Origin of the sequence: Pseudomonas sp. CFBP 8771 (genome assembly GCF_014841695.1) — a bacterium.
Taxonomy (GTDB): domain Bacteria; phylum Pseudomonadota; class Gammaproteobacteria; order Pseudomonadales; family Pseudomonadaceae; genus Aquipseudomonas; species Aquipseudomonas baltica.
Genome location: NZ_JACYUJ010000005.1, coordinates 53,863 through 80,357, shown reverse-complemented (window position 1 = coordinate 80,357; position 26,495 = coordinate 53,863). Strand labels below are relative to the sequence as shown.

The 26,495-nt window shown below is 64.8% G+C and carries 24 protein-coding genes; 16 read left to right on the top strand and 8 right to left on the bottom strand.

All coding sequences use genetic code 11. From position 1 onward, the window contains the following. Nucleotides 1-2: 2 nt before the first annotated feature. Both ubiX and mpl read right to left on the bottom strand, forming a co-directional pair. A complete protein-coding gene (gene ubiX / locus IFT80_RS12630; RefSeq protein WP_122795472.1) occupies nt 3-632 on the bottom strand; it encodes a flavin prenyltransferase UbiX in 630 nt (209 codons plus the stop codon). Continuing rightward, complete coding sequence (mpl, locus tag IFT80_RS12625) at nt 629-1,978, bottom strand: UDP-N-acetylmuramate:L-alanyl-gamma-D-glutamyl-meso-diaminopimelate ligase (RefSeq protein ID WP_192137662.1); 1,350 nt, start codon at nt 1,976-1,978, stop codon at nt 629-631. The genes ubiX and mpl overlap by 4 nt, the downstream gene beginning before the upstream one ends. Before the next feature lie 186 nt (nt 1,979-2,164). Here mpl and exaC point away from each other — a divergent pair, with 186 nt between their 5' ends. The 4 genes from exaC to ppa all read left to right on the top strand — a co-directional run bounded on the left by exaC (nt 2,165) and on the right by ppa (nt 6,031). Next, nucleotides 2,165-3,685 (top strand): acetaldehyde dehydrogenase ExaC, encoded by a 1,521-nt coding sequence (exaC, locus tag IFT80_RS12620; RefSeq protein ID WP_122475563.1) that lies wholly within the window; start codon nt 2,165-2,167, stop codon nt 3,683-3,685. Nucleotides 3,686-3,871: 186 nt separating this feature from the next. Further along, entirely contained in the window at nt 3,872-4,519 is a 648-nt protein-coding gene (locus IFT80_RS12615) for a DedA family protein (protein WP_122475565.1), read from the top strand. 4 nt (nt 4,520-4,523) lie between these two features. Next, the gene (locus IFT80_RS12610; protein WP_192137661.1) at nt 4,524-5,324 is read left to right on the top strand and encodes a M90 family metallopeptidase; all 801 of its coding nucleotides are present in this window, start codon (nt 4,524-4,526) and stop codon (nt 5,322-5,324) included. A gap of 179 nt (nt 5,325-5,503) precedes the next feature. Then, on the top strand, nt 5,504-6,031 hold the full coding sequence (gene ppa / locus IFT80_RS12605) for an inorganic diphosphatase (protein WP_122475569.1): 528 nt from the start codon (nt 5,504-5,506) through the stop codon (nt 6,029-6,031). A gap of 346 nt (nt 6,032-6,377) precedes the next feature. Here ppa and IFT80_RS12600 read toward each other — a convergent pair whose 3' ends face one another. Next, nucleotides 6,378-6,905 (bottom strand): glyoxalase superfamily protein, encoded by a 528-nt coding sequence (locus IFT80_RS12600; RefSeq protein WP_192137660.1) that lies wholly within the window; start codon nt 6,903-6,905, stop codon nt 6,378-6,380. A gap of 502 nt (nt 6,906-7,407) precedes the next feature. Here IFT80_RS12600 and IFT80_RS12595 point away from each other — a divergent pair. From IFT80_RS12595 to cysC, 6 genes are read left to right on the top strand one after another with little or no spacing between them, the layout of a single operon-like run. Continuing rightward, nucleotides 7,408-8,085, top strand: coding sequence for a class I SAM-dependent DNA methyltransferase (locus IFT80_RS12595; protein WP_192102708.1), 678 nt, complete (start codon nt 7,408-7,410; stop codon nt 8,083-8,085). Between the two features lie 14 nt (nt 8,086-8,099). Continuing rightward, entirely contained in the window at nt 8,100-9,023 is a 924-nt protein-coding gene (locus IFT80_RS12590) for an isopenicillin N synthase family dioxygenase (RefSeq protein WP_192137659.1), read from the top strand. 19 nt (nt 9,024-9,042) lie between these two features. Next, nucleotides 9,043-10,356 carry an NAD(P)-dependent oxidoreductase gene (locus IFT80_RS12585; RefSeq protein ID WP_192058427.1) on the top strand — a complete coding sequence of 438 codons (1,314 nt, stop codon included), beginning with the start codon at nt 9,043-9,045 and terminating at the stop codon, nt 10,354-10,356. Next, nucleotides 10,353-11,456 (top strand): mandelate racemase/muconate lactonizing enzyme family protein, encoded by a 1,104-nt coding sequence (locus tag IFT80_RS12580; RefSeq protein ID WP_122475579.1) that lies wholly within the window; start codon nt 10,353-10,355, stop codon nt 11,454-11,456. Before IFT80_RS12585 ends, IFT80_RS12580 begins: the two co-directional genes overlap by 4 nt. Nucleotides 11,457-11,478: 22 nt before the next feature. Beyond that, on the top strand, nt 11,479-12,603 hold the full coding sequence (locus IFT80_RS12575; protein ID WP_192137658.1) for an aromatic ring-hydroxylating oxygenase subunit alpha: 1,125 nt from the start codon (nt 11,479-11,481) through the stop codon (nt 12,601-12,603). Next, a complete protein-coding gene (gene cysC / locus IFT80_RS12570) occupies nt 12,596-13,180 on the top strand; it encodes an adenylyl-sulfate kinase (RefSeq protein ID WP_244647941.1) in 585 nt (194 codons plus the stop codon). Before IFT80_RS12575 ends, cysC begins: the two co-directional genes overlap by 8 nt. A gap of 3 nt (nt 13,181-13,183) precedes the next feature. On the opposite strand, the gene IFT80_RS12565 is transcribed toward cysC, so the two are convergent. Next, nucleotides 13,184-14,110, bottom strand: coding sequence for a LysR substrate-binding domain-containing protein (locus IFT80_RS12565; RefSeq protein ID WP_163007393.1), 927 nt, complete (start codon nt 14,108-14,110; stop codon nt 13,184-13,186). Nucleotides 14,111-14,203: 93 nt separating this feature from the next. On the opposite strand from IFT80_RS12565, the gene IFT80_RS12560 reads away from it, so the two are divergent. The 6 genes from IFT80_RS12560 (at nt 14,204) to dxs (ending at nt 23,438) form a co-directional block, all read left to right on the top strand. Beyond that, entirely contained in the window at nt 14,204-15,118 is a 915-nt protein-coding gene (locus tag IFT80_RS12560; RefSeq protein WP_192137657.1) for a DMT family transporter, read from the top strand. Between the two features lie 14 nt (nt 15,119-15,132). Then, nucleotides 15,133-19,218 carry an SDR family oxidoreductase gene (locus IFT80_RS12555; protein WP_192137656.1) on the top strand — a complete coding sequence of 1,362 codons (4,086 nt, stop codon included), beginning with the start codon at nt 15,133-15,135 and terminating at the stop codon, nt 19,216-19,218. A gap of 8 nt (nt 19,219-19,226) precedes the next feature. After that, nucleotides 19,227-20,252 carry an NAD(P)-dependent alcohol dehydrogenase gene (locus IFT80_RS12550; protein ID WP_192137655.1) on the top strand — a complete coding sequence of 342 codons (1,026 nt, stop codon included), beginning with the start codon at nt 19,227-19,229 and terminating at the stop codon, nt 20,250-20,252. Between the two features lie 90 nt (nt 20,253-20,342). Beyond that, nucleotides 20,343-20,585, top strand: coding sequence for an exodeoxyribonuclease VII small subunit (locus IFT80_RS12545; RefSeq protein ID WP_090360636.1), 243 nt, complete (start codon nt 20,343-20,345; stop codon nt 20,583-20,585). Next, the gene (ispA, locus tag IFT80_RS12540) at nt 20,582-21,469 is read left to right on the top strand and encodes a (2E,6E)-farnesyl diphosphate synthase (RefSeq protein ID WP_185795428.1); all 888 of its coding nucleotides are present in this window, start codon (nt 20,582-20,584) and stop codon (nt 21,467-21,469) included. The genes IFT80_RS12545 and ispA overlap by 4 nt, the downstream gene beginning before the upstream one ends. 70 nt (nt 21,470-21,539) lie before the next feature. Then, complete coding sequence (gene dxs, locus IFT80_RS12535; RefSeq protein ID WP_192137654.1) at nt 21,540-23,438, top strand: 1-deoxy-D-xylulose-5-phosphate synthase; 1,899 nt, start codon at nt 21,540-21,542, stop codon at nt 23,436-23,438. Nucleotides 23,439-23,481: 43 nt separating this feature from the next. Here the strand turns inward: dxs and ribA are convergent, their stop codons facing one another. From ribA to thiL, 4 genes are all read right to left on the bottom strand, one after another. After that, on the bottom strand, nt 23,482-24,123 hold the full coding sequence (gene ribA, locus IFT80_RS12530) for a GTP cyclohydrolase II (protein ID WP_122475596.1): 642 nt from the start codon (nt 24,121-24,123) through the stop codon (nt 23,482-23,484). Nucleotides 24,124-24,225: 102 nt separating this feature from the next. Further along, nucleotides 24,226-24,972, bottom strand: a complete 747-nt coding sequence (locus IFT80_RS12525) for a substrate-binding periplasmic protein (protein WP_122475598.1) — start codon at nt 24,970-24,972, stop codon at nt 24,226-24,228. A gap of 34 nt (nt 24,973-25,006) precedes the next feature. Next, nucleotides 25,007-25,516, bottom strand: coding sequence for a phosphatidylglycerophosphatase A family protein (locus tag IFT80_RS12520; RefSeq protein ID WP_049860803.1), 510 nt, complete (start codon nt 25,514-25,516; stop codon nt 25,007-25,009). Then, nucleotides 25,513-26,478, bottom strand: coding sequence for a thiamine-phosphate kinase (gene thiL, locus IFT80_RS12515; protein ID WP_192137653.1), 966 nt, complete (start codon nt 26,476-26,478; stop codon nt 25,513-25,515). The genes IFT80_RS12520 and thiL overlap by 4 nt, the downstream gene beginning before the upstream one ends. Between the last annotated feature and the right edge of the window lie 17 nt (nt 26,479-26,495).

Genomic DNA, 26,495 nt, shown 5'->3' with positions numbered 1-26,495 from the left:
CGTCAGTCGTCGCTGCCGTGGTGGTGCTCGCCCCAGCGCGGCAGCATGTCCTGAGGAATATCCAGCAGGTTGAGCACCCGCGCGACGACGAAGTCGATCAGGTCGTCGATGGTCTGCGGCTGGTGATAGAAGCCCGGCGCTGCCGGCAGGATCACCGCGCCCATCTGCGACAGCTTGAGCATGTTCTCCAGATGAATGGTCGAGAACGGTGCCTCGCGCGGCACCAGGATCAACTGCCGACGCTCCTTGAGCGTTACATCGGCAGCGCGCTCGATGAGGTTGTTGCAGGCGCCGCTGGCGATGGCCGACAGGGTGCCGGTCGAGCACGGCACCACCACCATGGCGCTGGGCGCGCCGGAGCCCGATGCCACCGGCGACATCCAGTCTTCCTTGCCATACACGCGGATCTGTCCGGCGGACGCCCCGGTGTACTCGTTGAGAAAGGCCTGCATGGCCTGGGGCTTGGCCGGCAAGCTGACGTCGGTTTCCGTGGCCAGCACCAGTTGCGCGGCCTTGGAGATGAGGAAATGCACCTCGCGGTCTTCGCGCACCAGGCAGTCGAGCAGGCGCAAGCCGTACTGCGCGCCCGACGCGCCGGTCATGGCCAGGGTGATCCGCTGCGGGCCGCTCACTTGAGGGCCTCCGCCAGTTTCAGATGCAGGCCGCCGAAACCGCCGTTGCTCATGATCACCACATGGGTACCCGGCCGTGCCTGGCCCTTGACCCGCTCGATGATGGCTTCCAGCGAGTCGGCGACGATGGCCGGAACCTGGCACTGCGCAGCCGTGGCGGCCAAATCCCAGCCCAGGTTGGGCGGCGCATACCAAATGACCTGATCGGCATCGCGGACACTTTCCGGCAGGCCGTCGCGGTGCGCGCCCAGCTTCATGGAGTTGGAGCGCGGCTCGATCACGGCGATCAACGCTGCGTCGCCAATGCGCTTGCGCAGGCCGTCCAAGGTAGTGGCGATGGCCGTGGGGTGGTGGGCGAAGTCGTCGTAGAGAGTAACGCCCTGCACTTCGGCCACCCACTCCATGCGCCGCTTGACGCTCTTGAACGCGCACAACGCCTCGATACCCAGCGGCGCGACCACGCCCACGTGGCGGGCGGCAGCCAGCGTCGCCAAGGCGTTGGCCACGTTGTGCTGGCCGGTCAGTGGCCACTCCACCGTGCCCTGCACGACACCTTCGAAGGAAACCTCGAAGCGCGATCCATCCGCACTCAGCAGGTTTGCCTGCCACTGGCCGTTCTCGCCGGTGGTCTGCACCGGTGTCCAGCAACCCATCTCGATCACGCGGCCCAGTGCCAGCTCGGTGGTGGGGTGGATCACCAGGCCCTCGCTGGGCACGGTTCGAATCAGGTGGTGGAACTGGCGCTCGATGGCGGCCAGGTCGGGGAAGATATCGGCATGATCGAATTCCAGGTTGTTGAGAATCGCCGTGCGCGGACGGTAGTGGACGAACTTGGAACGCTTGTCGAAGAACGCACTGTCGTACTCGTCTGCCTCGACCACGAAGAACGACGTCTGCCCCAGGCGCGCCGAAACCGCGAAATTCTGCGGCACACCGCCGATCAGGAAGCCGGGCGCCATGCCCGCATGCTCCAGCACCCAGGCCAGCATGCTGCTGGTGGTGGTCTTGCCGTGGGTACCGGCCACGGCCAGCACCCAGCGTCCCTGCAGCACGTGGTCGGCCAGCCACTGCGGCCCCGATACATAGGGCAAGCCCTTGTTGAGGACATGCTCGACCGCCGGGTTGCCGCGCGACAGGGCATTGCCGATCACCACCAGGTCGGGCGCAGGTTCCAGCTGGGCGGCGTCGTAACCCTGGGTCAGCTCGATGCCCTGAGCCTGCAGCTGGGTACTCATGGGCGGATAGACATTGGCGTCCGAACCGGTGACACGGTGCCCCAGTTCCTTGGCGAGCACTGCCAGGGAGCCCATGAAGGTGCCGCAGATACCGAGAATGTGAATGTGCATGATTGGCCTCGTAAAACGTCGAGGCAGGGTAGCGTAGGGTAGGAAAAATCGCATCCTTTGATTGGTGATCCTTGCTCTTCGGCCTGCTGTTTACAGGTGTTTCAAGGCGCCGTGCTCGCCTTTGTTCTACGCTTACCGGGCGCCACGGCGCGTCCTCCACAGAACCACAACAGCAGGAGACACCCCATGCGTTACGCACACCCGGGCACCGAAGGCGCCAAGGTCGAATTCAAGACCAAATACGGCAACTATATCGGCGGTGAATTCGTCGCGCCGGTGGACGGCAACTACTTCACCACCACCTCGCCGGTGAACGGCCAGCCCATCGCCGAATTCCCCCGCTCCAACGCCAAGGATATCGACAAGGCGCTGGACGCCGCCCATGCCGCCGCCGATGCCTGGGGCGCGACCTCGGTGCAGGCCCGCTCGCTGGTCCTGCTGAAGATCGCCGACCGTATCGAACAAAACCTGGAAACCCTGGCCATCACCGAAACCTGGGACAACGGCAAGGCCATCCGTGAAACCCTGAACGCCGACATCCCGCTGGCGGCCGATCATTTCCGCTACTTCGCCGGCTGTCTGCGTGCCCAGGAAGGCAGCGCTGCCGAGATCGACGGCAACACCGTGGCCTACCATATCCACGAACCGCTGGGCGTGGTCGGGCAGATCATCCCGTGGAACTTCCCGATCCTGATGGCGGCCTGGAAGCTCGCCCCGGCCCTGGCCGCCGGCAACTGCGTGGTGCTCAAACCAGCCGAGCAGACCCCCTTGGGCATCACCGTGCTGATGGAGCTGATCGGTGACCTGCTGCCGCCGGGCGTACTCAACGTGGTCCAGGGATTCGGCAAGGAGGCGGGCGAGGCCCTGGCCACCAGCAAGCGCATTGCCAAGATCGCCTTCACCGGTTCGACGCCGGTGGGCTCGCACATCATGAAGTGCGCCGCCGAGAACATCATTCCCTCGACCGTGGAACTGGGCGGCAAATCGCCGAACATCTTTTTCGAAGACATCATGCAGGCCGAGCAGACCTTCATCGAAAAGGCCGCCGAAGGGTTGGTGCTGGCCTTTTTCAACCAGGGCGAAGTGTGCACCTGCCCTTCCCGCGCGCTGGTGCAGGAATCCATCTACCCGGCCTTCATGAAAGAAGTCATGAAGAAAGTCGAGCAGATCAAGCGCGGCGACCCGCTGGACACCGACACCATGGTCGGCGCCCAGGCGTCGGAGCAACAGTTCGACAAGATTCTGTCCTACCTGGAAATCGCCAAGAGCGAAGGCGCCGAGCTGCTGACCGGTGGCCAGGTGCAGAAACTCGAAGGTGCCCTGTCGACCGGCTATTACATCCAGCCGACCCTGCTCAAGGGCACCAACAAGATGCGTGTCTTCCAGGAAGAAATCTTCGGCCCAGTGGTCAGCATCACCACCTTCAAGGACGAAGCCGAAGCGCTGGCCATCGCCAATGACACCGAATTCGGCCTGGGCGCCGGCGTCTGGACCCGCGACATCAACCGTGCCTGGCGCATGGGCCGCGGCATCAAGGCCGGGCGTGTCTGGACCAACTGCTACCACCTGTACCCGGCGCACGCCGCGTTCGGTGGCTACAAGAAATCCGGTGTGGGCCGCGAGACGCACAAGATGATGCTCGACCACTACCAGCAAACCAAGAACCTGCTGGTCAGCTACGACATCAACCCACTAGGCTTTTTCTGATCCAAACGGCGGCGCAGGGACGCTCCGGCGTCCGTCGCCTGCCGCTGCGAACACGGGATGTTGCGTACGCCCGGCGAGCGACCGTTCGTCGGTTTGCCCGGCGTGACGAGCCTGCCCAACAAACCTGCCTCACCCATCGGTATACTGCGCGGATTCTTCACGACCGGATCCGCACAGGTACCTCCCATGGAATTCAGCTTCATCGACCTCATCCTGCACCTGGATGTGTACCTCAACATGCTGGTAACCCAGTACGGCACCTGGGTCTACGCGATCCTGTTCCTGGTGATCTTCTGCGAAACCGGCCTGGTGGTAATGCCTTTCCTGCCTGGCGACTCGCTGCTGTTCATCGCCGGCGCGGTAGCGGCAGGTGGCGGCATGGATCCGTTCCTGCTCGCTGGCCTGTTGATGACCGCCGCCATCCTTGGCGACAGCACCAACTACATCGTCGGGCGTACCGTGGGCGACAAGCTGTTCAGCAACCCGGACTCGAAGATCTTCCGCCGCGATTACCTGGACCAGACTCACGCCTTCTATGCCCGCCACGGCGGCAAGACGGTAACCCTGGCGCGGTTCCTGCCGATCCTGCGCACCTTCGCCCCGTTCGTGGCTGGCGTTGGCAAGATGCACTACCCGCGCTTCCTGGGCTTCAGTGTGCTGGGCACGGTGTTGTGGGTCGGTGGTCTGGTGACCCTGGGTTACTTCTTCGGCAACATGCCGTTCATCAAGCAGAACCTGACCCTGCTGATCGTCGCGATCATTCTGATTTCGCTGCTGCCGATGATCGTCGGCTTGCTGCGCAGCCGCACGGCCCGCACCGCACCGACGCGCTGAGCCCATGTGGTCGTACAAGGCCTGGCGGCGACAGCGGACCCTGAACCGCCACCGTATCGATGAATCGCTGTGGCGGGCGGTGCGTGCCGAGCTGCCGATCCTCGACGGCCTCGATGCGCAGCAGGACCTCCGTTTGCGCGAGGCCTGCGTGCTGTTCCTGCAGGCCAAGACCTTGACCTGCCTGCCTGGTGTCGAACTCGACGACCGGGCGCGCCTGCACCTGGCGGCACAGGCGCAATTGCCCCTGCTGCAGCTGGGCGATCTGGACTGGTACCAGGGTTTCCACGAGATCGTCCTGTACGCCGACGATTTCGTCAGCCCGCAGCGCTACCGCGACCCCAGCGGCGTGGAGCATCAATGGGACGGCGAGCACAGTGGCGAGGCCTGGCAGCAGGGGCCGGTGATTCTCGCCTGGTCCGGTGTGGCAGCCAGCGGCGGCTGGGACGGCTACAACCTGGTCATCCACGAACTAGCGCACAAGCTCGACATGCTCAATGGCGACGCCAATGGGCTGCCGCCACTGCATGGCGACATGCGCGTGAGCGACTGGGCCCGCACCATGCAGGACGCCTACGACGACCTCGATCACCAGCTCGATGCCAATCCTGATGCGCAAACCGCCATCGACCCCTATGCCGCGGAAAATCCGGCGGAATTCTTCGCCGTCACCAGCGAGTATTTCTTCACCGCGCCGGATTTGCTGCACCAGGCCTACCCACAGGTCTACGAGCAGTTGCGCCTGTTCTACCGGCAGGATCCGCTCGAACGGCTTTCGGCCCTGCCTCCAGTCCCCGTAACGGCCTGACCGCGAGCGGGCAATCACCTCCTCTGTAGCAGCAGCGCAAGCCGCGTCGGCGGTCACCGCCTGATGTCACGCGGCCCACGGCGCATATGGCATGCGCCCCTGCAATGTGCCTATAATCGCGCCCACATTTTCGGCCTGCATGGCCTTCAGACTGGCCCAAACCACGGGGGCAACGCCCAATGAGCTACAGCAAGATTCCGGCTGGCAAAGACCTGCCGAACGACATCTACGTCGCCATCGAGATTCCGGCCAACCACGCGCCGATCAAATACGAAATCGACAAGGACAGCGACACGCTGTTCGTCGACCGTTTCATGGCCACGCCGATGTTCTACCCGGCCAACTACGGCTTCATCCCCAACACCCTGGCCGACGACGGCGACCCCCTCGACGTGCTGGTCGTCACGCCTTACCCGGTCACGCCTGGTGCGGTCATCCGCGCCCGTCCGGTCGGCATCCTGCACATGACCGACGACGGCGGCGGCGACGCCAAAGTCATCGCCGTACCGCACGACAAGCTGTCGCAGCTGTATGTCGACGTCAAGGAATACACCGATCTGCCGCCGCTGCTGCTGGAACAGATCAAGCACTTCTTCGAGAACTACAAGGATCTCGAAAAAGGCAAATGGGTGAAGATCGAAGGCTGGGGCAACGCAGACGCCGCCCGCGCCGAAATCACCAAGTCGGTCGCCGCGTTCAAGGGCTGAGCCGTCGCTGTACGAAAAACCCCGGCCATGGCCGGGGTTTTTCATGGGCGCTGCAAAGGTATCGGGCGAAAAGAGATTTGCACAGGCGAGCGGCCCTGCGTATTCTTTGGCCCTCACCAGCCCAGGCTGGTCATCAGTTGCAGGCGGTTGCGGCTTACCAAAAGTAAGGCAAGATCGTCGACGAGAAGCCGGCCATAAGCCGGCTTTTTAATGCCCCGAGAAAAGCCCGCAGCGCCTGTTTCGCGGCCACGGACCGCTCCTACCGAACAGCAGCGGAAACACGCTCCCTGTGAAAGCGGTCATCGGCCGCGAAGACCCCACCGCGGCCGCCCCGACCCTGCCCTCATCACCCCTCGCAGAACCGAATCCGGTTACCGAAGGGGTCATGCACTTCCAACAGCCGCCCCCAGCCCTGCTCGACGATCTGCGGACGGCCGTAGCCATAACGCTTGGCCAGCAGCTCATCACGCAACGCTTCGACACCGTGCATCGGCACGAACACGGTCGAGCCCGGTGAGCAATCGCCGTGGTGTTCGGAAAGATGCAGCTGCAGATTCCCCCGCTCGACACCCAGGTACAGCGGCAAGTCGGCCTCGAAGCGATGCTCGAACTCGACCGTGAAACCCAGGAAGTCCAGATAGAACTCGCGGGCCTTGGCTTCATCGAAGATCCGCAGGATGGGGATGGCCTTGTCGAAACCGATCACCGCTGAGGCAGTCGGCGCCAGGGTGGCCGAAGCGGTGTTCCAGTCCTTGTGCCCCAACTGCCGGGCAACCATTTCCAGGGCGGTGGAATGCGATACGTCGTGACCCTGCGCCTGCAGTGCGACGCGCAGCGTCTTGGCCATCTGCTTGGCGTGCTCGATTGAAAACATGACAACTCCCGAGTCGATGCATGCTGGTGCTCGCGTTGCCAGGCCTCGACCATCAAGAGAGGTGTGAAGGCGTGAGGGTGCAACAATGCTTTCACCTTTCCTTGCGGAGCGAGCGGCGGGCAGCATGGGCCGCCGTCGATGTTAGCGCAAAGCGTCGAAGGGGTCACCACGAGACACTCTCGCCGCTGGAAAATCCCGTTTTTCAGACACGATTAAAAAGCCGGCATGGCCATCGAAAATATCGTGACTGAGGCATGTGCAACCGACGCTGAAAAACCCGTGTGCAGGAATTTTCAGGCCCGCCGACTGGCATTCATGGGGATATCGTTGTGAGTGATTGGCGAGGGTTGCGATGACAGACTCATGCGTGCGAACGGTGCGTGCCCGAGTGTAAGAATCCTTTCAAACCAAGCCTGTTCCGCCTCGATTGACCATGCCCTGGCGCGCTGCTAACTCTTAGGACAGCGACACCGACCGTCAGTTTTCCTTCGAGGCGCTATCCATGAATACAGCCACGACCGCCCTACCCCCGGCCTTGCCGCCAGAGGCTTCGAGCACCCGCTCGATCGCCGCTGCGCTGTCGCACCAGAGCATTCACAACCTGGAGCGCTATTACGATCACTGGGCTCGCCACTATGACGCCGACGTCGAGGCCGAGGCCTATTGCGGGCCGACGATGGTCGTCGACCTGCTCGATGCCGTGGCTCTGCGAGGCAACATCGGTCACGACAGTCGCGTGCTCGATGCCTGCTGCGGCACCGGCCTGGTCGGACGCACCTTGCAGGAGCGCGGCTATCGGCAGATCAGCGGCTGCGACCTGTCCCGGCCCATGCTCGACCAGGCTCAGGCTTCCCGGGCCTACCAGCATCTGCACAGCCAGATAGACCTGACCCAGCCGTTGCCACCCGCCCTGCTTCGGCAATTCGACGCGGTGGTCTGCTGCGGCGCCTTCATTCCCGGGCACCTGCCTGCCTCCGCGCTGCGTGGCCTGGTCGCCATGACCCGGCCTGGCGGCGTGGTGGTGCTGAGTGTTCGCGAGACTTACTTCGACACCGCCGGCTTCGAGCCGTTGTTGCAGAGCCTGGGGCGCGAGCAGGGACTCGTCGTGCTCGAAGCCCGGATGTCGGCCCGCTACCTGCAAAATGCGCGAGCCCACTACCTGGCCTTGTACGTCGCATGAACGGGGTCTACGACATGCCGGTTCTTCCTGTCATCTCCCTGGCGCAACTGGCGGCAGGTGAGCCTGGGGCAATTGCGCAACTGAGCGCAGCGTGCGCCGACGACGGCTTCTTCTATCTGGTGGATCACGGGCTTCCGGCCGCGCTGATCGAGCGCTACCTGAGTGCCGCCGAGGCGTTCTTCGCGCTGCCGGAATCGCTCAAGCAGCGCTTCGGCCATGATCACCAGCCCGGCTACCCGCACACCGCGCGGGGTTACGTCGGGGCCTATGGCGAAACGCTGCATCCCGATGCAGGCCCGGACAACAAGCAGCACCTGGACTGGGGCATCGACCGGCCCGGTGGCGCGCCGTTCAGCGGGCCGAGCCTGCTGCCCGACGACGACCTCGCGCCTGGTCTGAACGCCTGCGCCTACGCCCTGCAGGACAACGTCATGGAACAGGTGTTTCCCCAGCTGCGCCGAGCCATCACCAGCGCCTTGCAGCTGCCAGCGCAGGCGTTCGATGCGCACTTCCGTCAGCCAACCCTGATCCAGCGCGCTTCATATTATCCAGCCGGGGCGGGAACGGCCGGCAAACATACCGACAACGGCTTTCTCACCCTGCTGATCCAGCAACCCCTGCCGCAGCCTTCACTGCGCATCTACAGCCGTGGCCAGTGGCTCGACGTGCCGTGCCTGGAGGGCGCGGTACTGGTCAATCTGGGCGACATGCTGCAGCGCTGGACCAACGAGCGCCTGGTCAGCACCGCGCATCAGGTCCTGCATCGTCAGCCGAGCCCACGGGTGTCACTGGCGTTTTTCATCTACCCGGATATCGACGCGATCATCGCACCCATCGGCGGCGGGCCAAGCTTCTCCACGGCCGAGGTGATGCTGGAGAACTTCGATTCGATCTGGGTACGCAAGCAGGGCGCTGGAAGGGCCCGCCAACTGGCTTGAACACACAAGGATTGGTTCGATGACCCCCTCTATCGGTTTTATCGGCGCAGGCAACATGGGCCGCCCATTCGTTCGCGCATTGCTCGACAACGGCTTCACAGTGACCGTCCACGACCATGACCCCGGTTGCGAGCGCTGGGTACGCAGCCAAGGTGCGCACTGGGCAGCGACCCCCGCCGCTGCGGCCGAAGGCGCCGCCGTGCTGATCACCTGCCTGCCGCTGCCCAGGCACGTACGCGAAACAATGCTCGGTCACAGCGGCGCCCTGGCTGCTCTGGGCAGTGGCGCGGTATGGATTGACACCTCGACCACCGACTACCACAACACGCTGGATATCGCCCGACTGGCCGGGCAGCGCGGGGTCATGAGCCTGGAAGCACCGGTCAGCAACCTCTCGCACATGGGCGTGGACTTCAACAACGTCTGCTTCTATGTCGGCGGCGAGCAAGCGGCGTGCGACATCGCGCGCCCGGTGCTGGACGCGATGGGCCAACACACGCTTCACGTCGGCGCCATTGGTCACGGCCAGTCGGTCAAGCTACTGACCAACCTGTTGTTCTACGGCGCCACGCTGGCGTGGGGCGAGCTGTTGCTGGTGGCACAGAACCAGGGCCTGGACCTGCGCTGGCTGTGGAACGTGGCGAAGGACTCGCGAGCCGATTGCTTCGTCGTCGACCAGGTCACACCGATGCTCCTCGACGGCAGCTATGACCACTCCTGCACCCTGGAGATCACCGTCAAGGACATGGCCCTGACCGTGGCCCTGGCCGACGAACTCGATGTCGAGCTGCGGCTGGGTCGCTGGATCGAGACGCGCTATCGCCAGGCCGGCAAACGTTATCCGGCCCATGCCAACCACCTCAAGGTGGTGGCGCTGATGGAAACAGAAAACCAGCGCCGCCTGCTGATCGACGGTTTCACCGCGCCCTCCCCCTATGGCGCCGACCGCACCTATCGCCATCCCGGCACCTTTGTCATCGACGCGCGCGGGCGGCGCAAGCCCAGCTTGCCGGAACGCTTTCGCTACCCGCTCAGCCATCCCGCCTGCGGTCGCTACGCCCAGTGCCTGCTGGAGGTCATGGCCTGGATCAACCACAACCTTCGGCAGGAGGCATTGCAACTGGGGCGCGCCATGGGCCTGGAGCCGTCGCTGCTCGAGCAGGTGGTCAGCCGCAGTTGCGGCGCCAGCTGGGTGGATGATCACCGCGACCACTACAGGCCGAACCTTGCGCTGCTGCGTGACCTCCCCGAACTGATGGGCTCGCTGCACCTGCCCATGCTGCATCAGCTGAACCTCGCCACCGTCGTCGACCCCGTGAGGCATGCATCATGAAGATCACCCGCCTGCGTATCTACCAGGTCGACCTGCCGCTGGACAAACCCTACGCGCTGTCCGGCGGGCGCCTGCACTACAGCGCGCTGGACAGCACCATCGTGGTGATCGAAACCGACCAGGGGCTGTTCGGAATCGGCGAAAGCTGCCCGTGGGGCGCCTCGTACCTGCCGGCGTTCGCCCTCGGCGTGCGTGCCGGGCTGGCCGAACTGGCACCTCACCTGCTGGGCTGCAACCCGCTCAACCTGAATGCGATCAACCAGGTCATGGACCAGGCACTGCCTGGCCACCCCTACGTCAAGACAGCGATCGACATGGCCTGCTGGGACATTCTCGGGCGCCACAGCAACCTGCCGGTACACGCCCTGCTGGGGGGGCGCCTGAACGCCGAGCTGACCCTGCAGAGCAGCATCCCCACCGCCACGCCCCGGCAAATGGTCGCCGACATGCACCTGGCGCATGCCGAAGGCTATCGGACCCATTCATGCAAGGTCGGATCGGGCGTGGTGGCGGATCTGGCGCGAATCCAGAGCCTGCTCGCCGAGCGCATGAACGGCGATCAGCTGACCTTCGACGCCAATCGTGCCTGGCTGCCGGCACAGGCGGTGGCCGTGATGAACGCCGTCAGGGAGTGCGATGTGCATTTCGAGCAGCCCTGCGAAACCCTGGAACAGTGCCAGCATGTCCGCAGCCTGACGCGGCAGCCGCTGATCCTGGACGAGTGTATTCACGGCGCTGGCGACCTGTACCGCGCCAGCGCCGCGAATACGGCCCAGGCCATCGGCCTGAAGATCGCCCGTGTCGGCGGGCTGACCAAGGCTCGGCAGCTGCGCGACTACTGCATCCAGCAGGGTATCCAGATGAACATCGAAGACGTCGGCGGCAGCCAGATCGCCGACACCGCGGCCATGCACCTGGCCCTGGCCACCCCCAATCAATACCTGCGCGCCAGCTGGAATGCCTGCCGCCATCACAGCATCGTCACGGCCCTGGGCGGCGTGCACGTGAGCCGCGGCATCGCCCGCCTGGACGACACGCCGGGGCTTGGGCTGACCCTGTGCCCAAACACACTGGGCGAGGCAGTGGCCATTCATGAATGACTCACTGCCAAGGCCCGCAACCATGCCCCTGGACAGCGGTGACTTCCACCCCGATGCAGGACGCTCGCACAACCTGCCGGGGGCTTTCTACTTCGACCCGGATCACTACGGGCAGGAACTGCAGCATATTTTCTACCGCACCTGGCAGTACGCCTGTCATGTCTCCAGGCTGGCCGTGGAGGGTGCCTATCTGGTGTGCGAGATCGGCGAGCAAAGCGTGCTGGTGCTGCACGGCCAGGACGGCCAGCTCAGGGCGTTCCACAACGTTTGCCAGCACCGTGCGCATCGCCTGCTCGAAGGCTGCGGACAGCTGCGTGGCGCGATCACCTGCCCCTACCATGCATGGCGCTACGATCACGCCGGCAGATTGCAGAGCGCGAGGCACAGTTGTGACGTGGCAGGCTTCGAACCCGCCCGCGCGCACCTCGCCGGCGTGCGCCTGGAAGTGATGTGTGGCCTGGTCTTCGTCAATCTGGACGCGCACGCCCCACCCCTGGCCAGCCAGCTCGCCGGGCTCGAAGCGCAACTGCGCAGTTTCGCGCCCGCGCCCGAGTCGCTGCACCACAGCTACAGCCATACCTATGCGCTGCGGGCGAACTGGAAGGTCTCGGTGGAAAACTATTCGGAGTGCTATCACTGTCCCGGCTGCCACCCCAGTCTGTCGCACCAGACCCTGGATCTGAGCAGCTACCGGATCGACATCCACCCGGGCTTCCATGCCCACCTGAGCAACGATCAGGGTGCACGGCAAGGCTACGCAACCAACCCTGACGCACCTCGCAGCGGCGAATTCGGTGCCTGGTACGTCTGGCCGAACCTGTGCATCGAGGTCTATCCGGGCGGCTACATGAACCTGTTGCACCACGTGCCAACGGGCGCGCAGCGCTGTGAGCAGCGTGTGCAGTGGTTCACCCAGAGCCCACACCCCGACCCTCTGGAACAGGCAGTGATCGATTTCGTGGCGGTGGTGCGTGAAGAGGACCTGCCCTTGTGCGAAAGTGTCCAGAAAGGTCTGCATAGCTACGGCTACAGCGGTGGCCGGTTGGTGGTGGACACGGCTCGCAGCGGTTTCAGCGAACATGCCGTGCATGATATTCAGAAGCGGGTGCTGGAAGCACTCGCCGGCCATGGAGCACGCGATGGATAGCCCTTCTTCCGACATCTCCCGACCGCCAACCTGGCGGCGCCTGGGCAGCCGGCCCACGGTCTTGTGGCTGACGGGCCTGCCGGCTGCCGGCAAGACCACCATCGCCAAGGCTACCCAGGTGGCACTTGCCGCCCTCGGCTATCACTGCCTGGTGCTCGATGGCGACGAACTGCGCCGCGGGCTCTGCCGGGACCTGGGCCTGAGCGACGACGACCGGCTGGAACACGTGCGCCGCACCGCCGAGGTCGCACGCCTGCTGTGTGCCGACGGCAGCCTGGTGCTGGTTGCGCTGATTTCACCGCGTATTGCGCACCGGGCCCTGGCGCGGCAGATCGTCGGCGACGAAGCCTTCGTCGAGGTGTTCGTCGATACACCGCTGGCGCTCGCAGAGGCACGCGATCCCAAGGGGCTGTATCGGCAGGCGCGCGCCGGCGCGCTGAACGGTTTCACCGGGATCGATGCCACCTACGAAGCGCCGTCGGCGCCCCACCTCAGGCTAGCCACCGCCAGCATGAGTTGCGCATGCTCGGTGCAGGCCCTGCTCGACTGCCTGCAGCAACGCGCCGCCATAGACTGAAGATCAGGCCAATACGGGCCGAGGATCGAGCAACAGCTCCTGCAGCCATTGCACCAGCAGTCGGGCTGCCGGCGACAGCGGGTTGGCATGCCACTTGTAGACTCCCAACGCATCGCCCATGGACCACTGCTTGTCGAACAGGCGCACCAGCCTGCCGTCGGCCAGCATCTGGCGCGTGGTCATTCCCCAGCCCAGGGCCACACCGTGACCTTCCAGGGCTGCCTGCATCATGACCGGGAAACTGTTGAAGCCCATGCCTTGGCTGCCAACGCGAAACGATGCACCGACGCTTTCCAGCCATTGATCCCAGATCACGAAGTCCTGCGCACGGGGTTCGTAATGCAACAGTCGGCACTTGGGCAGATTGTCCAGGCTCAGCCACGGGGCGATGCTCTTGAAGTAGTCGGGGCTGCAGACCGGGAACACTTCATCGGGCGCGCTGAACAGCAGCACGTGATCGGCACTGGCCCGGCCCATGGTCTGCACCGCCACGTCGAAACGCTCGCGCTCCTCGCCTATGGCCGCCAGCGTGGAATGCAGCTTGAGCTCGATGTGCGGATGTTTCTGATGAAAGCCGGCCAGCGCCGGCATGAACAGGTAGAACGCTTCCACCAACTGCGACGACAGCACCACGGTGCCGGTCGACGACTGCTGCTGACGCAGCTTTTCGGTTTGCCGAGCGATATCGAACAAGGCGGCTGCAACCGTCTGGCGAAAGCTTTCGCCCGCCTCGGTGAGAAAAACCCCGCGGCTTTTTCGATCGAACAACTGCACGCCCAGGTTCTCTTCGAGGGAGCGAATCTGTCGGCTGATCGCCGTTTGGGTGAGGTGCAGTTCCTCTGCTGCGCGAGAAAAACTCTGCAGCCGGGCAGCAGCTTCGAAGGGAATCAGACTTGATAAAGGCGGCAGTTTGCGCCGGAGGTTTTCCATAACCTGAAGTTGCCCTGTCCTGCGAAATGGTCGTTTCAAACGATGTCATCTTTTGACGCATCATGCAAAGACTGACCGCCGGGGGTTCACCGCATGGAACAGCGACCGCACCTCCACGACACACGCTCGAGCGTGGCACTGATCATCGCGTCGGTGTTCCTGGTGTCTGCTTCCGATGCGCTGATCAAGCTGGGCAGCGCCGACTTCACGGTATGGCAGCTGTACGTGGTGCGTTCTTCGATCGCCATTGTCCTGCTGCTGCTGTGGCTGGGCGCTTCGCGAAGTGCCAGCGTGTGGCGCAACCTGGCCTGCGATCGCTGGATACTCATGCGCAGCACCGCCTTGACCCTGATGTGGATCGCCTTCTACGCGGCGCTGCCGCACATGAGCCTGAGCCTGGCCGCTCTGGCGCTCTACACCGCGCCGCTGTTCATTGCGCTGCTGTCGGCGCTGGTGCTGCGCGAAAAGGTGAGCCCCAGCCGCTGGCTGGCCATCGCCCTGGGTTTCGTCGGTGTGCTGATCATTCTGCGCCCGACGGCTGCGGACTTTTCCAGCATGACCCTGCTGCCGGTGCTGGCCGCCCTGCTCTATGCCGTGGCCGCCGTACTGACCCGCGCCCGCTGCGGCGATCACTCGGCGCTGGCACTGGCGCTCAACCTGAACCTGTGCCTGTGCCTGGTCGGCGCGACGATGCTGCTGGGCCACCAACTGTTCAGTTCGCCCCATCCGCCACTGCCCAGCGACTTTTTGGCTCTGCACTGGGTGGTTCTGGGGCCTGTGCAGTGGTTATTGATGGGCGTGCTCGCGGTCCTCATGGTGCTGATGAGCGCCGGCGTGGCGAGGGCCTATCAGATCGGTCCGAGCGCGGTGGTGGGCGCCTTCGATTACAGTTATCTGCTGTTCGCGATGTTCTGGGGTTTTGTCCTTTTCAAGGAAGTCCCCGATGCAGGCATGGCCCTGGGCATGGGCCTGATTGCCGCATCCGGGGTCTGGGTACTGCGCAGTTGACCAAGGAGCTGGACATGTTGATGCGACCGCTGCGAGTGATCATCTGGGCCGTGTCCAGAAGCCGCTCTACCGCACTCGAACGCTGCGTGATGGAACACCCCGCCGTGCACGTGCTGCACGAGCGGCTGAGTGAACCCTTCCTGATGCAGCACTGGCCCCACAAGTACCGCAGCGTGCTCGACACTCGCCGCAAGACCGGCAACCGGGAGCCTGTCCCGACCTACGGCCAGACCCTGGAGGCACTCGCCCACGGCCCGCTGCCTGCGGGCAAGTCGGTGTTGCTGAGCAAGGAAATCGCCTGGTTCTGCGACTTCGCCCAGATCGACGACGGCTGGCTGCAGCAGTTCAAGCACGTCTTCCTGGTGCGCGAGCCACTGGCGGTCATGCGCTCGCTGTATCGCGTCGGCACGCAGGGCGAAAATACCTGGTTCGATCCCGACGAGTCAGGGTTCGAGGAGCTGCTGGCGCTGTATTGGCGCGTGCAGCGGGCGTGCCCGGCCCAGAGTCTGCTGGCCCTGGAAAGCGATCACGACTTGATGCAAGACGGCCCGGGCGGCTTGAGCACCCTGTGCGACTTCATGGGCATACCCTTCAACGCGGCCATGCTGCAATGGCAAGCGCGAGAAGTGCCCGCCTGGCAGTTTTTCAAGGGCTGGCACGAAGAGGCACAGCGCTCGACCGGTTTCGCCGCAGTGCACCATCCCGACCAGCCCTACCCTGCGGTGGTCGACGAATGCGCAGTCGGTGCGCAACCCACCTGGCGCTTCTTCGCCCTGCTGGCTGGTCGACATCGGCCGGGCAGTCCAGCGGGCCTGCTGCGCAGCCTGCATCGCGCGCCGTCGGCGCAGCTGGATATCGTCCTGTTGCACCGTGGCGAGGAAGATCTCAGCCATCTGCTCTGGAGCATTGCCCAGTTCCCCGAAGTGAACTGCCACGCCCTCGACACGTTGGCACTCATGTTCACGGACGCAGGGAAACTGCCCGAGCTGCATGACCTGGTCGGCCAGCCATTGCTGCTCGCCTGCAGCGAAGCAGACGCTGCCGGTCAGCAGCAGTTGCTCGACCGGCTGGCGGCCCAGGCGTGCGTGATCGGCCTGCTGACCGAAACCGGCTTCCATCTGCTCGATGCCCAGGGCCGGACCGGGCCTTCGCCATTGCCCGCGCCCCAAGCCTGCACGCTGCACCTGCAGCGCTTGCGCGAGCGCAGCCTCGATGACTGGGCCACGTTCAACCATTACAACCAAGGCACAGAAGCCGTTGCCGATTGGCTGGCCACGTTCAGCGCCGTCGTGGCTGCCGACCCGGATCACATTGCCGTCAGCGATGGACGCGACAGCCTGACCCTGCAGCAGTTGCACGACCGCGCCCAGCAGTTGGCCAGGGTTCTGCAAGCCCGCCTGGCGCCCGATGCATGGGCGGTGCTGTTCAAGCGCAAGAACATTCACACCGCCGTTGCCATGACAGCCTGCGCCCTGGCCGGCCGCCCGTATCTCGAGGTACCTGCCTGGTACAGCGCTGACCATTGCCAGCAGTTGCTGGAGCGCCTGGGCGAGTGCCTGGTGCTGTGCGACACCGACAGCGCACGGCAACTACCGGCGGCACAACCCCATGTGCTGGAAAGCCAGTTTGCCCGCCAGGCGCCTGCGGATTGCCCGCAGTGGGCGCGCACGCGTTCGTCGATCGCCTACGGTCTGTTGACCTCGGGCACCAGCGGCCCGGCCAAGGTGGCACTGATGCCAGCGCCGGCCATGCTCGACTCCCTGAGCCTGTGGCAGAGCTACCTGCAACCGGGGCAACGCGTAGGCCTGAATGCCTGGCTCACCGGCTACCTGTATTACCCGCTGCTCAGCCGATGCACCACGGTGGTCATCGCCGATGAGGTGGTGCTGGATCCGCTGCGCCTGATGGACTTCATCGCCGACAACCACTTGCAGCAGATCATGATCACCCCCTCGTTGTTGCAGGGGCTGGTCCGCGAAGAGATTCGCTTCGTGGCCTGCTGTACCGGGCTGCGGGTACTCTGGAGCAGCGGCGAGCACCTGTCGGCGGCCCTGCGCTCAAGGGTGCAGGCGCTGCTGCCCGACTGTTGCCTGGTCGACCTGTACGGTTCCAACGAAGCCGGCGACGTTGCGCTCAAGCACGAAGACGGCACCTTGCAGTTGATCAAGGGCGTGGAGGCACGCGTGCTCGACCGGCAAGGCCAGACCGTGCCCCGCGGCGCCGCGGGCCACCTGCACCTGCGCACGCCGGGGCTGTTGCGCGGCTACCTCGGCCAGCCCAGCGGCGTGCCGCTACCCAACGGCGGGCTGTTCGACACCGGGGACCGTGTGGTCTGGCTGGGTAACGGCCGCCTGCGGTTGCTCGGGCGCGACAGTGCCCACCTCAAGATACGTGGCTACAAGGTGCATCCGGAACACGTCGAACAAGTCTTGAACGGCCACCCACTGGTAGTCCAGAGCCACATCGGCAGCCGGCACGAAGGCGCCGCTCGCCAGTTGCTGGCCTACGTCGTCCCCGCCAGCCCGGAACATCTGCCCACGGCCACCGCCCTGCGCGCCTGGGCCAGCCTGCACCTGCCGTTCTTTGCCGTGCCCAGCGCCTACTACGCCGTGGCCAGTCTGGGTGCGGGTCACAATCAGAAGCGCGAGGCGCTGAGTGAGGCGCACTTGAGCCAGGCCGTGCCACTGCCCGAGGATCAGGTTTCGCTGACCGCCACCCAGGCCCAGGTTTCCACGGTGTGGCAGGCCGTGTTGGGCAACGATATCCCCGCATTGCACCCGGACGATGATTTCTTCGACCGCGGCGGTAGCCTGCAACTAAGCGAACTGCTGCTCGAACTCAACCACAGCTTCGACGTGCAGCTTTCCCTGGCCGCGCTGCTCGAAGACACCCGCCTGCAAGGCATGGCACTGGCCATCGACCGCACTCGGGCCGGGCTGCCCGCCGCAGCGACCCTGCGCGAAGTCGCCGTGGAGGCGGCGCGCTACGCCTTAATTCCCGGACCGCAGCGCGGGGAAGACATTCTTCAAACCTATCGGACCAAACCGGGCAAGCGCATCCTGCTGACCGGCGCCACGGGTTTTTTCGGCGCCTTCCTGCTCGCCGCCCTGGCCCGCCAGCCCGAGGTCGAGCAGGTCATTTGCCTGGTGCGCGCCCAGAACCTGAGTGACGCGCGTCGGCGCTGCCTGGGCAACCTGCAGCGTCATGGCCTGGTTCCGCCCGGCGTGCCCCTGGACTGGCTCGGCAAGCTGCAGATGGCATGCGCCGACCTGGCGGCCGAGCATTTGGGCCTATCGCCCGTCGCCTACCAGAGCCTCACGCAGACCGCGGATTGCGTGGTGCATGCCGGGGCCGAGGTCAATTGGGTCAAGCCTTACGCCAACCTGGTGCGGTGCAATGTCGAAGGCACCGCCCAAGTCGTCCAATTGGCCCTCAACGGTTCGATGCCGCTGCTCATGGTCTCGACCCTGGCCGCAGGCGGCAGCGCGCGGACCGGGTACGAGGAAAGCAAGCATGTGGCCGAAGCCTTGGCACTGAACGCTGCACGCGAACATGGCCTGCCGGTCATCATCGCCCGCTGTGGCGATCTGGCCGCGCCGCTCGAGGTCGAGCACAGTACGATCAATGACAACGACTACGTGTGCCTGCTGCTGGGCGCCTGCCTGTTGCTGGGGTGCTGGCCGGCCGACCTGGAAGGGGGCGTCAATCTGACGCCGGTAGACGTTGCCGCACAGATCATGGCAAGCCTGGCAGTCCAGGCGCCCGCCGGCAAACTGGGTCGGGCCTCGAACCTGTGCCACCCACACGGCGCGCTGTCCTGGCGAACCCTTTGCGGCTGGGTAGCCGACAACCTCGCACCGGGCAGTTTCGCACCGCTGCCTCTGGCACGCTGGCGGCTGCGCCTGGACAACGACCCGCGTCAACACCCGATCATTGCCAAGACCCGCCTGATTCTGCCGATGATTCTCGACGACCTGGCCGCCGCACCGCCGCACAACGATTTCGAGTTTCCCGCCACTTCTCCGATTCGCCTCAGCGCGCAATGGGCCGCCCGGCTGACTCGGCAATTGCTGCAGACCCTCGGGCAGGCCAGTCGATGAATGGGCGAATGGTCACCGCCTGGGCGGCCGCGCAACGCCAGCGTGAACTGATGACGCTCAGCTACCGCAGCCCGCCGCTGCGTCCAATGGACGTGGAGATTCAGGTCACCCATTGCGGTCTGTGCAGCAGCGATCTGCACCTGATAGATGGCCACTGGGGCGATGCCAGTGTCTACCCCCAGGTGTGCGGGCATGAAGTGATCGGCCGCGTCAGCGCCGTGGGTGAAAACGTAGCCGGGGTGCGCGTGGGCCAACGCGTCGGCGTCGGCTGGTACCGCAGCGCCTGCCTAGCCTGTGAATTCTGCCTGCGTGGCGAGGAGCAGCACTGCCCCTGCCTGATCGCTACCTGCACTCACGGAGAGCACGGCGGGCTGGCCGACTACCTGTACTGCGACAGCCGTTTCGTGTTCCCCATCCCCGACGAGCTGAGCAGCGAACACGCCGCGCCCCTGCTGTGCGCCGGCGTCACAGTGCACACGGCGCTCAAGCGCGCCACCTGGCCCGGCATGGCCGTCGGCATCGTCGGCATCGGTGGCTTGGGCCATCTTGCCATCCAGTTCGCGGCCAAGCGCGGCTGCCGCGTCACAGCGCTCTCGAGCAGTCCGCACAAGCAGCGCGATGCCCTGACCCTGGGCGCCAACCGTTTCGTCGACCTGAGTAAATCGGTGGACTGCAAGCAAGTGCGCAATGCTTTCGACTACATTCTGGTGACCAGCGCGGTCGCCTGCGACTGGTCGGCCATCGTCGACATGCTCCGGCCCTTTGGCGTGCTGTGTTTCGCCGGCATGCCACCGCCGGTGACATTCGATGTCGCGGCCATGATGTACAAGACGTTGAGCATCACCACCGCCAACGTCGGTGGGCGTCAGGATATCCAAGACACCCTGGCTTTCGTGGCGGCGCGCCAAGTGCGGCCCTGGGTGCAGTCGTGGCCGCTGGAAGATGTCAACCACGCCATACGGCAATTGCGCAAAGGACGAGTCCACTATCGAGCGGTGATGCAGGTCGGCGAGGAGCCGGTCCAGGGGCTTTAGGCGCGGCTTGGGGGCGGCACTCCATTTGCCCCGCAGCCGCCCGTCTGCTAACGTCGCCCGGTTTCAATCCTTCTCGCCGAGACCGCTGCCATGGCCCGCAAAAAAGCATCCCTGGATTTCGAACAATCCCTGGCCGACCTGCAGACGCTGGTCGAACGCCTGGAGAACGGCGAGCTGTCGCTGGAAGACTCGCTGAGCGCTTTCGAGAACGGCATCCGCCTTACCCGTGACTGCCAGAGCGCGCTGGCCCAGGCCGAGCAGAAAGTGCAGGTCCTGCTGGAAAAGGACGGCGAGCTCACCGAAGAGCCCTTCGATACGGAACAGCCTGAATGATCGCCGCCTACCAGGCTCTCTGCCAACAGCGCGTGGACGGCGCCCTGCAAGACCTGTTCGTGCCGCCCTCGGCCGAGCTGACCCGGTTGTACCAGGCCATGCGCTACAGCGTCATGAACGGCGGCAAGCGGGTTCGTCCGCTGCTCGCCTACGCCGCCTGCGAGGCATTGGGCGCCGATGCCACCCAAGCCAATGGCGCCGCCTGTGCGGTGGAGCTGATCCACGCCTACTCGCTGGTGCACGACGACCTTCCGGCCATGGACGACGACGACCTGCGCCGTGGCCAGCCCACCACGCACAAGGCGTTCGACGAAGCCTGCGCGATCCTGGCCGGTGATGGCCTGCAAAGCCTGGCCTTCACCGCGCTGCTCGACCCAGCCCTGAGCCCGCAAAGCGATGCCATACGACTGAGCATGGTCCAGGTGCTGGCCCAGGCTGCTGGCCCGGCGGGAATGGTCGGTGGCCAGGCCATCGACCTGGGCTCGGTGGGCCTGCAGTTGAACCAGCAGGCGCTCGAATTCATGCACAGGCACAAGACCGGCGCCCTGATCGAGGCGAGCGTACGCCTCGGCGCGCTGGCCAGCGCGCGGGCGCAGCCGTCGCAGCTCGAGTGCCTGCAGACTTACGCGCAGGCGGTTGGGTTGGCTTTCCAGGTGCAGGACGACATCCTCGACGTCGAAAGCGATACCGCCACCCTGGGCAAGCGCCAGGGTGCCGATATCGCCTTGAACAAACCGACCTACCCGGCGCTGCTCGGGCTCGATGCGGCCAAGGCCTATGCGCTGGATCTGCGCGATCAGGCGTTGCATGCATTGCGTCCGTTCGACGCCGCTGCCGAGCCGTTGCGCGAACTGGCGCGCTACATTGTGGCGCGACGCAACTGACGAGCGCGTGCGCACCCGACGCCGCATCAGGTAAACTGATCCATTCCTAGAACTCATAACGATTCGCCTGATGCCCACGACGTTTCAAGAGATCCCCCGCGAACGCCCGGCGACGCCTCTGCTCGACCGTGCTGACACTCCTGCCGGCCTGCGCCGTCTGGGCGAAGCCGAGCTCGAAACACTGGCAGACGAACTGCGCCAGGAGCTGCTCTATACGGTCGGCCAGACCGGCGGGCATTTCGGTGCCGGCCTGGGCGTCATAGAGCTGACCATCGCCCTGCACTACGTTTTCGACACGCCCGACGATCGCCTGGTGTGGGACGTCGGCCACCAGGCCTACCCTCACAAGATCCTCACCGGCCGCCGCGAGCGCATGGCCAGCCTGCGCCAGAAGGACGGCATCGCCGCCTTTCCGCGGCGCAGCGAAAGCGAATACGACACCTTCGGCGTCGGCCACTCCAGCACGTCCATCAGTGCCGCATTGGGCATGGCCATCGGCGCGCGCCTGCAGAACAGCGGGCGCAAGGCCATTGCCGTGATCGGCGATGGCGCGCTGACCGCAGGCATGGCCTTCGAAGCGCTGAACCACGCGCCTGAAGTCAATGCCGACATGCTGGTGATCCTCAACGACAACGACATGTCGATTTCGCGCAACGTCGGTGGGTTGTCCAATTACCTGGCCAAGATTCTCTCCAGCCGTACCTACACCAGCATGCGCGAGGGCAGCAAGAAGGTGCTATCGCGCCTGCCCGGTGCCTGGGAAATCGCTCGCCGCACCGAGGAATACGCCAAGGGCATGCTGGTTCCCGGCACCCTGTTCGAAGAACTGGGCTGGAACTACATCGGGCCGATCGACGGCCATGACCTGCCAACCCTGGTGGCCACCCTGCGCAACATGCGCGACCTCAAGGGGCCGCAGTTCCTGCACGTAGTCACCAAGAAGGGCAAGGGCTTCGCCCCGGCCGAAGTCGACCCGATCGGCTACCACGCCATCACCAAGCTCGACCCGCTCGACGCTCCGGTCGTGGCTCCAACCAAGGCCAGCGGGCCGAAGTACTCGGGCGTGTTCGGGCAGTGGCTGTGCGACATGGCGGAAGCCGACCAACGCCTGGTCGGTATCACCCCGGCCATGAAGGAAGGCTCGGACCTGGTCGCTTTCAGCGAACGCTTCCCCGAGCGTTACTTCGACGTCGCCATTGCCGAACAGCATGCGGTGACCCTGGCGGCCGGCATGGCCTGCGAAGGCGCCAAGCCGGTGGTGGCTATTTATTCGACATTCCTGCAGCGCGGCTACGATCAGCTGATCCACGACGTGGCGGTGCAGAACCTCGACGTCCTGTTCGCCATCGACCGGGCAGGCCTGGTCGGCGAAGACGGTCCGACCCATGCCGGCAGCTACGACCTGTCGTACCTGCGCTGTATCCCCGGCATGCTGGTGATGACGCCCAGCGACGAAAACGAGCTGCGCCTGATGCTCAGCACCGGCCACCACTACTCAGGGCCGGCGGCCGTACGCTATCCACGCGGCAATGGCCCGGGCGCAGTGATCGGCGACGGCCTGGACAGCATCGAGATCGGCAAGGGCGTGGTGCGTCGCAAGGGTCGTGGCATCGCCATTCTGGTGTTCGGTGTGCAGCTGACCGAGGCGCTGACAGTCGCGCAAAAGCTCGACGCCACCGTTGCCGACATGCGCTTCGTCAAGCCGCTCGACGAGCAACTGGTCCGTGAGCTGGCCGACAGCCACGATCTGCTGGTCACGCTCGAAGAGAATGCCATCATGGGTGGCGCAGGTTCAGCGGTCAGTGAATTCCTGGCCCGCGAAGGCGTGCTCAAGCCCGTGTTGCACCTCGGCTTGCCGGATGCCTATGTTGAACACGCGAAGCCTGCGCAGATGCTGGCCGAATGTGGCCTGGATGCGGTGGGTATCGAAGCGGCCATTACCCTGCGCCAGCGCCTGCTGCAACGCTGACGTCACTTCGCTGCAGGGCTCACACCGTCAGCCCTGCAGCGCGCTACACCCCTTCACTACCCTTGCGGATCGTGCCGACCACTTCCCCCTGATGCTCGCTGCCCATCATATGGCCAAGCTTGCCGGCCTTGGTGGCCAGGTAGTATTTGTTGTGTGGGTTGTGCCCGGTGTGCAGCGGTACCCGCTCGGCCACGCTGATGCCCATGTCGGTCAACGCCTTGACCTTGCGCGGATTGTTGGTCATCAAGCGCAAGGCCTTGACCCCCAAGTGCTCGAGCATCGGTTCGCACATGCCGTAGTCGCGCTGGTCGGCAGCGAAGCCCAGGCGCTCGTTGGCCTCGACCGTATCGGCACCGCCGTCCTGCAATTCATAGGCACGGATCTTGTTCAGCAAGCCAATACCCCGGCCTTCCTGGCGCAGGTACAGCAAGACACCGCGCCCTTCCCGGGCAATGGCCTGCAATGCGGCTTCGAGTTGCGAGCCGCAGTCGCAGCGCTGGCTGAACAGCGCGTCCCCAGTCAGACATTCCGAATGCAGGCGCCCCAGTACGGGCGCGCCGTCAGCCACATCGCCCAGGCTGAGCACGACATGCTCGCGGCCCGTGGCCTCATCGAGAAAACCATGCATGGTGAACAAAGCGAAAGGCGTGGGAAGCTGAGAAGCAGCGACAAAAACGACGGGCACCGGGTGCTCCTGATTCTTGATGAACTTGACAAGGGCAGTATTGTAACAGCAGCTCTGCGCACCTGCTCAGTGGATGATCGTCGCGCCTGTGCCGCGGCTCGATCAAGGGGCTGGCAACGCGGGGTCGAACGGATAGGGTTGGCCCCAGCGCTGGTAGATCCCGCGCAGCTGCCCGGTCTTGACCAACTGTTCCATGCGCTGATCGTAGACGGCAAGCAATGCCCGGCCACGCGCACTGTCGCTGAAGCCCAGGTACAGCGGCAACTCGGCCACGTGCACGCGCTTGAAACGCTCGGGCTCGGCGGCCTGGCGCAGGATCACTTCGATTTCGGTCAGGGCGTCGACGTAATAGTCGGCACGATCGTGTTCGAGCATGGACAGGATGCCGGTGCGGCGCTGGACCTCATTGTAGGTTCGCACGTTAGGCAGGTATTTCTGGAATTGGTAGCCGCGTACCCAGGCCAGTCGATAGCCGCCCAGGCTGGCGAAATCGACCTGAGGCTTGTCGGCCAGGCTCAAGGCGAAGATATGATCGGTGTCGTAATGCCAGCGCGGGTACAGAGCATGTGCCTCGTTCTGGTAAGAACCGACCCAGGCATCGGCCTGACCCTGCTGTACCAGCCCGACCGACCGGATGTAGGGCTCGCTGCGTGTGACCACGGCGATGCCTGCCGGCTGGAAGACCTCGCGCAGCACGTCCCAGGCCAGGCCACTGCCGTCAGCGTTGGTGTAGTCTTCCCAGGCTTCGCTGACCAGATCGATGCGCGCAGGCGGCAGCGATACCTCTGCACTGGCTGCCCAGCACACCAACAGCATCGCCGCTCCCAGCAACCCTCGCCACCCAGCCATCCGTTGCGCCCTCAAAGCCGGCCTGCACGCCGATTCACACGAAGCTCCAGCCCCACACCAGCAGCTGCATGGCCAACCAGGCAAAGACCCCAGCCAGCACATCATCGAACATGATACCCACACCGCCATGCACGTGGCGATCTATCCAGCGAATCGGCCATGGCTTGAGAATGTCGAAGAAGCGGAACACCAGAAACCCCACCAGCAGCCAGACCCAACCTTCAGGTACCAGCCACAGGGTGATCCACATGCCGACCATCTCGTCCCAGACGATGCCTTCGTGATCGTGCACGCGCAGGTCGTCGGCGACCTTGCCGCACAGCCAGATGCCGAACAGCATGCTTACGCCCAGCATCAGCCAGTAGCCCCAGTCGGGCAACATCTGCCACAACGGAATGAACGGCACGGCGACCATGGATCCCCAGGTGCCCGGCGCCTTGGGCAAGGTTCCGGAGCCAAAACCGAAGGCCAGGAAATGCCATGGATTACGCCACACCGAAGGGGGCACGAACTCCGCTGGAACCTGGTTGGGATGGTCTGTCACGGTGTCTCCGCAAAATGTTGGTAGCCCCGAATGGTCGGGGTGATGTCCTGGCCGTGACGGTCGACCAGCGTGACGCCTTCGCCAACACTCGCTTGGCCGATGACGAAAAACACCGCGCCCTGAGCGCGCAGGGTGGTTTCTTCTTCAGGAGGCAGGGTGAAGGCCAGTACATAGTCGTCCCCCCCGCTCAGCGCCGCTGACCAGGCCTGTTCCAGGCCGAGCAGCGACTGCAGGGCATTGGACACCGGCAGTCGCTCGCGTTCCACCCGCAAGGCGACTTTCGACGCCCTGGCAATGTGGCCGCAGTCGGCCAACAGGCCGTCGGAGATATCCAGCGCCGCGCTGGCCCTGCCCCGCAAGGCCTGGCCCAGCGCGAATTGCGGCAGCGGTGACCAGTAGTGAGCCAGCAAGGGCCCGGCCACCGCAGGCTCGGCATGTCGCTGGCCAAGCACCAGCGGCAGCGCGCCCGCAGCGTCGCCCAGCCTGCCGCCGACACACAGCAGATCACCCGGCCGGGCACCGCTACGCGTCAGCGCCAAGCCATGGGGCAGACGGCCGAACACAGTCAGGGTCAGGCTCAACGGGCCGCGCGTGGTATCACCCCCGACCAAGCGCAGGCCGCAGCGCTCGGCCATGGCATCCAGACCGGTTGCGAACCCTTGCAGCCACTGCGCCGAAAAGCTGGGCAGGGTCAGGGCCAGGGTGAATCCCAGAGGGCTGGCCCCCATGGCAGCCAGGTCGCTGGCCGCGACGGCCAGGGCGCGCTGGCCCAGCAGGAGGGGGTCGGCACTCTGGGGAAAATGCACGCCGGCAACCAGGGTGTCGGTGGAAACCGCCATCTGCTCGCCCGGCGCCAGCGCCAGCAGGGCACAATCGTCGCCGATGCCCAAGGCCACACCATCGCCGGCCCGCGCACAGGACGCGGCGGCGAAATAGTGTCGGATCAGCTCGAATTCGCCCATGGGCTGCATGTCCGCGA

Excerpts from the sequence above, each read along its gene's own strand:
- thiL (WP_192137653.1), bottom strand. The coding sequence starts at position 26,478 with ATGGGCGAATTCGAGCTGATCCGACACTATTTCGCCGCCGCGTCCTGT.
- IFT80_RS12610 (WP_192137661.1), top strand. The coding sequence starts at position 4,524 with ATGTGGTCGTACAAGGCCTGGCGGCGACAGCGGACCCTGAACCGCCAC.
- IFT80_RS12525 (WP_122475598.1), bottom strand. The coding sequence starts at position 24,972 with ATGGCTGGGTGGCGAGGGTTGCTGGGAGCGGCGATGCTGTTGGTGTGC.
- IFT80_RS12580 (WP_122475579.1), top strand. The coding sequence starts at position 10,353 with ATGAAGATCACCCGCCTGCGTATCTACCAGGTCGACCTGCCGCTGGAC.
- IFT80_RS12575 (WP_192137658.1), top strand. The coding sequence starts at position 11,479 with ATGCCCCTGGACAGCGGTGACTTCCACCCCGATGCAGGACGCTCGCAC.
- IFT80_RS12585 (WP_192058427.1), top strand. The coding sequence starts at position 9,043 with ATGACCCCCTCTATCGGTTTTATCGGCGCAGGCAACATGGGCCGCCCA.
- cysC (WP_244647941.1), top strand. The coding sequence starts at position 12,596 with ATGGATAGCCCTTCTTCCGACATCTCCCGACCGCCAACCTGGCGGCGC.
- IFT80_RS12545 (WP_090360636.1), top strand. The coding sequence starts at position 20,343 with ATGGCCCGCAAAAAAGCATCCCTGGATTTCGAACAATCCCTGGCCGAC.
- ispA (WP_185795428.1), top strand. The coding sequence starts at position 20,582 with ATGATCGCCGCCTACCAGGCTCTCTGCCAACAGCGCGTGGACGGCGCC.
- IFT80_RS12615 (WP_122475565.1), top strand. The coding sequence starts at position 3,872 with ATGGAATTCAGCTTCATCGACCTCATCCTGCACCTGGATGTGTACCTC.
- IFT80_RS12590 (WP_192137659.1), top strand. The coding sequence starts at position 8,100 with ATGCCGGTTCTTCCTGTCATCTCCCTGGCGCAACTGGCGGCAGGTGAG.
- mpl (WP_192137662.1), bottom strand. The coding sequence starts at position 1,978 with ATGCACATTCACATTCTCGGTATCTGCGGCACCTTCATGGGCTCCCTG.
- IFT80_RS12555 (WP_192137656.1), top strand. The coding sequence starts at position 15,133 with ATGTTGATGCGACCGCTGCGAGTGATCATCTGGGCCGTGTCCAGAAGC.
- dxs (WP_192137654.1), top strand. The coding sequence starts at position 21,540 with ATGCCCACGACGTTTCAAGAGATCCCCCGCGAACGCCCGGCGACGCCT.
- IFT80_RS12565 (WP_163007393.1), bottom strand. The coding sequence starts at position 14,110 with ATGGAAAACCTCCGGCGCAAACTGCCGCCTTTATCAAGTCTGATTCCC.
- IFT80_RS12595 (WP_192102708.1), top strand. The coding sequence starts at position 7,408 with ATGAATACAGCCACGACCGCCCTACCCCCGGCCTTGCCGCCAGAGGCT.
- IFT80_RS12550 (WP_192137655.1), top strand. The coding sequence starts at position 19,227 with ATGGTCACCGCCTGGGCGGCCGCGCAACGCCAGCGTGAACTGATGACG.
- exaC (WP_122475563.1), top strand. The coding sequence starts at position 2,165 with ATGCGTTACGCACACCCGGGCACCGAAGGCGCCAAGGTCGAATTCAAG.
- ppa (WP_122475569.1), top strand. The coding sequence starts at position 5,504 with ATGAGCTACAGCAAGATTCCGGCTGGCAAAGACCTGCCGAACGACATC.
- IFT80_RS12560 (WP_192137657.1), top strand. The coding sequence starts at position 14,204 with ATGGAACAGCGACCGCACCTCCACGACACACGCTCGAGCGTGGCACTG.
- IFT80_RS12600 (WP_192137660.1), bottom strand. The coding sequence starts at position 6,905 with ATGTTTTCAATCGAGCACGCCAAGCAGATGGCCAAGACGCTGCGCGTC.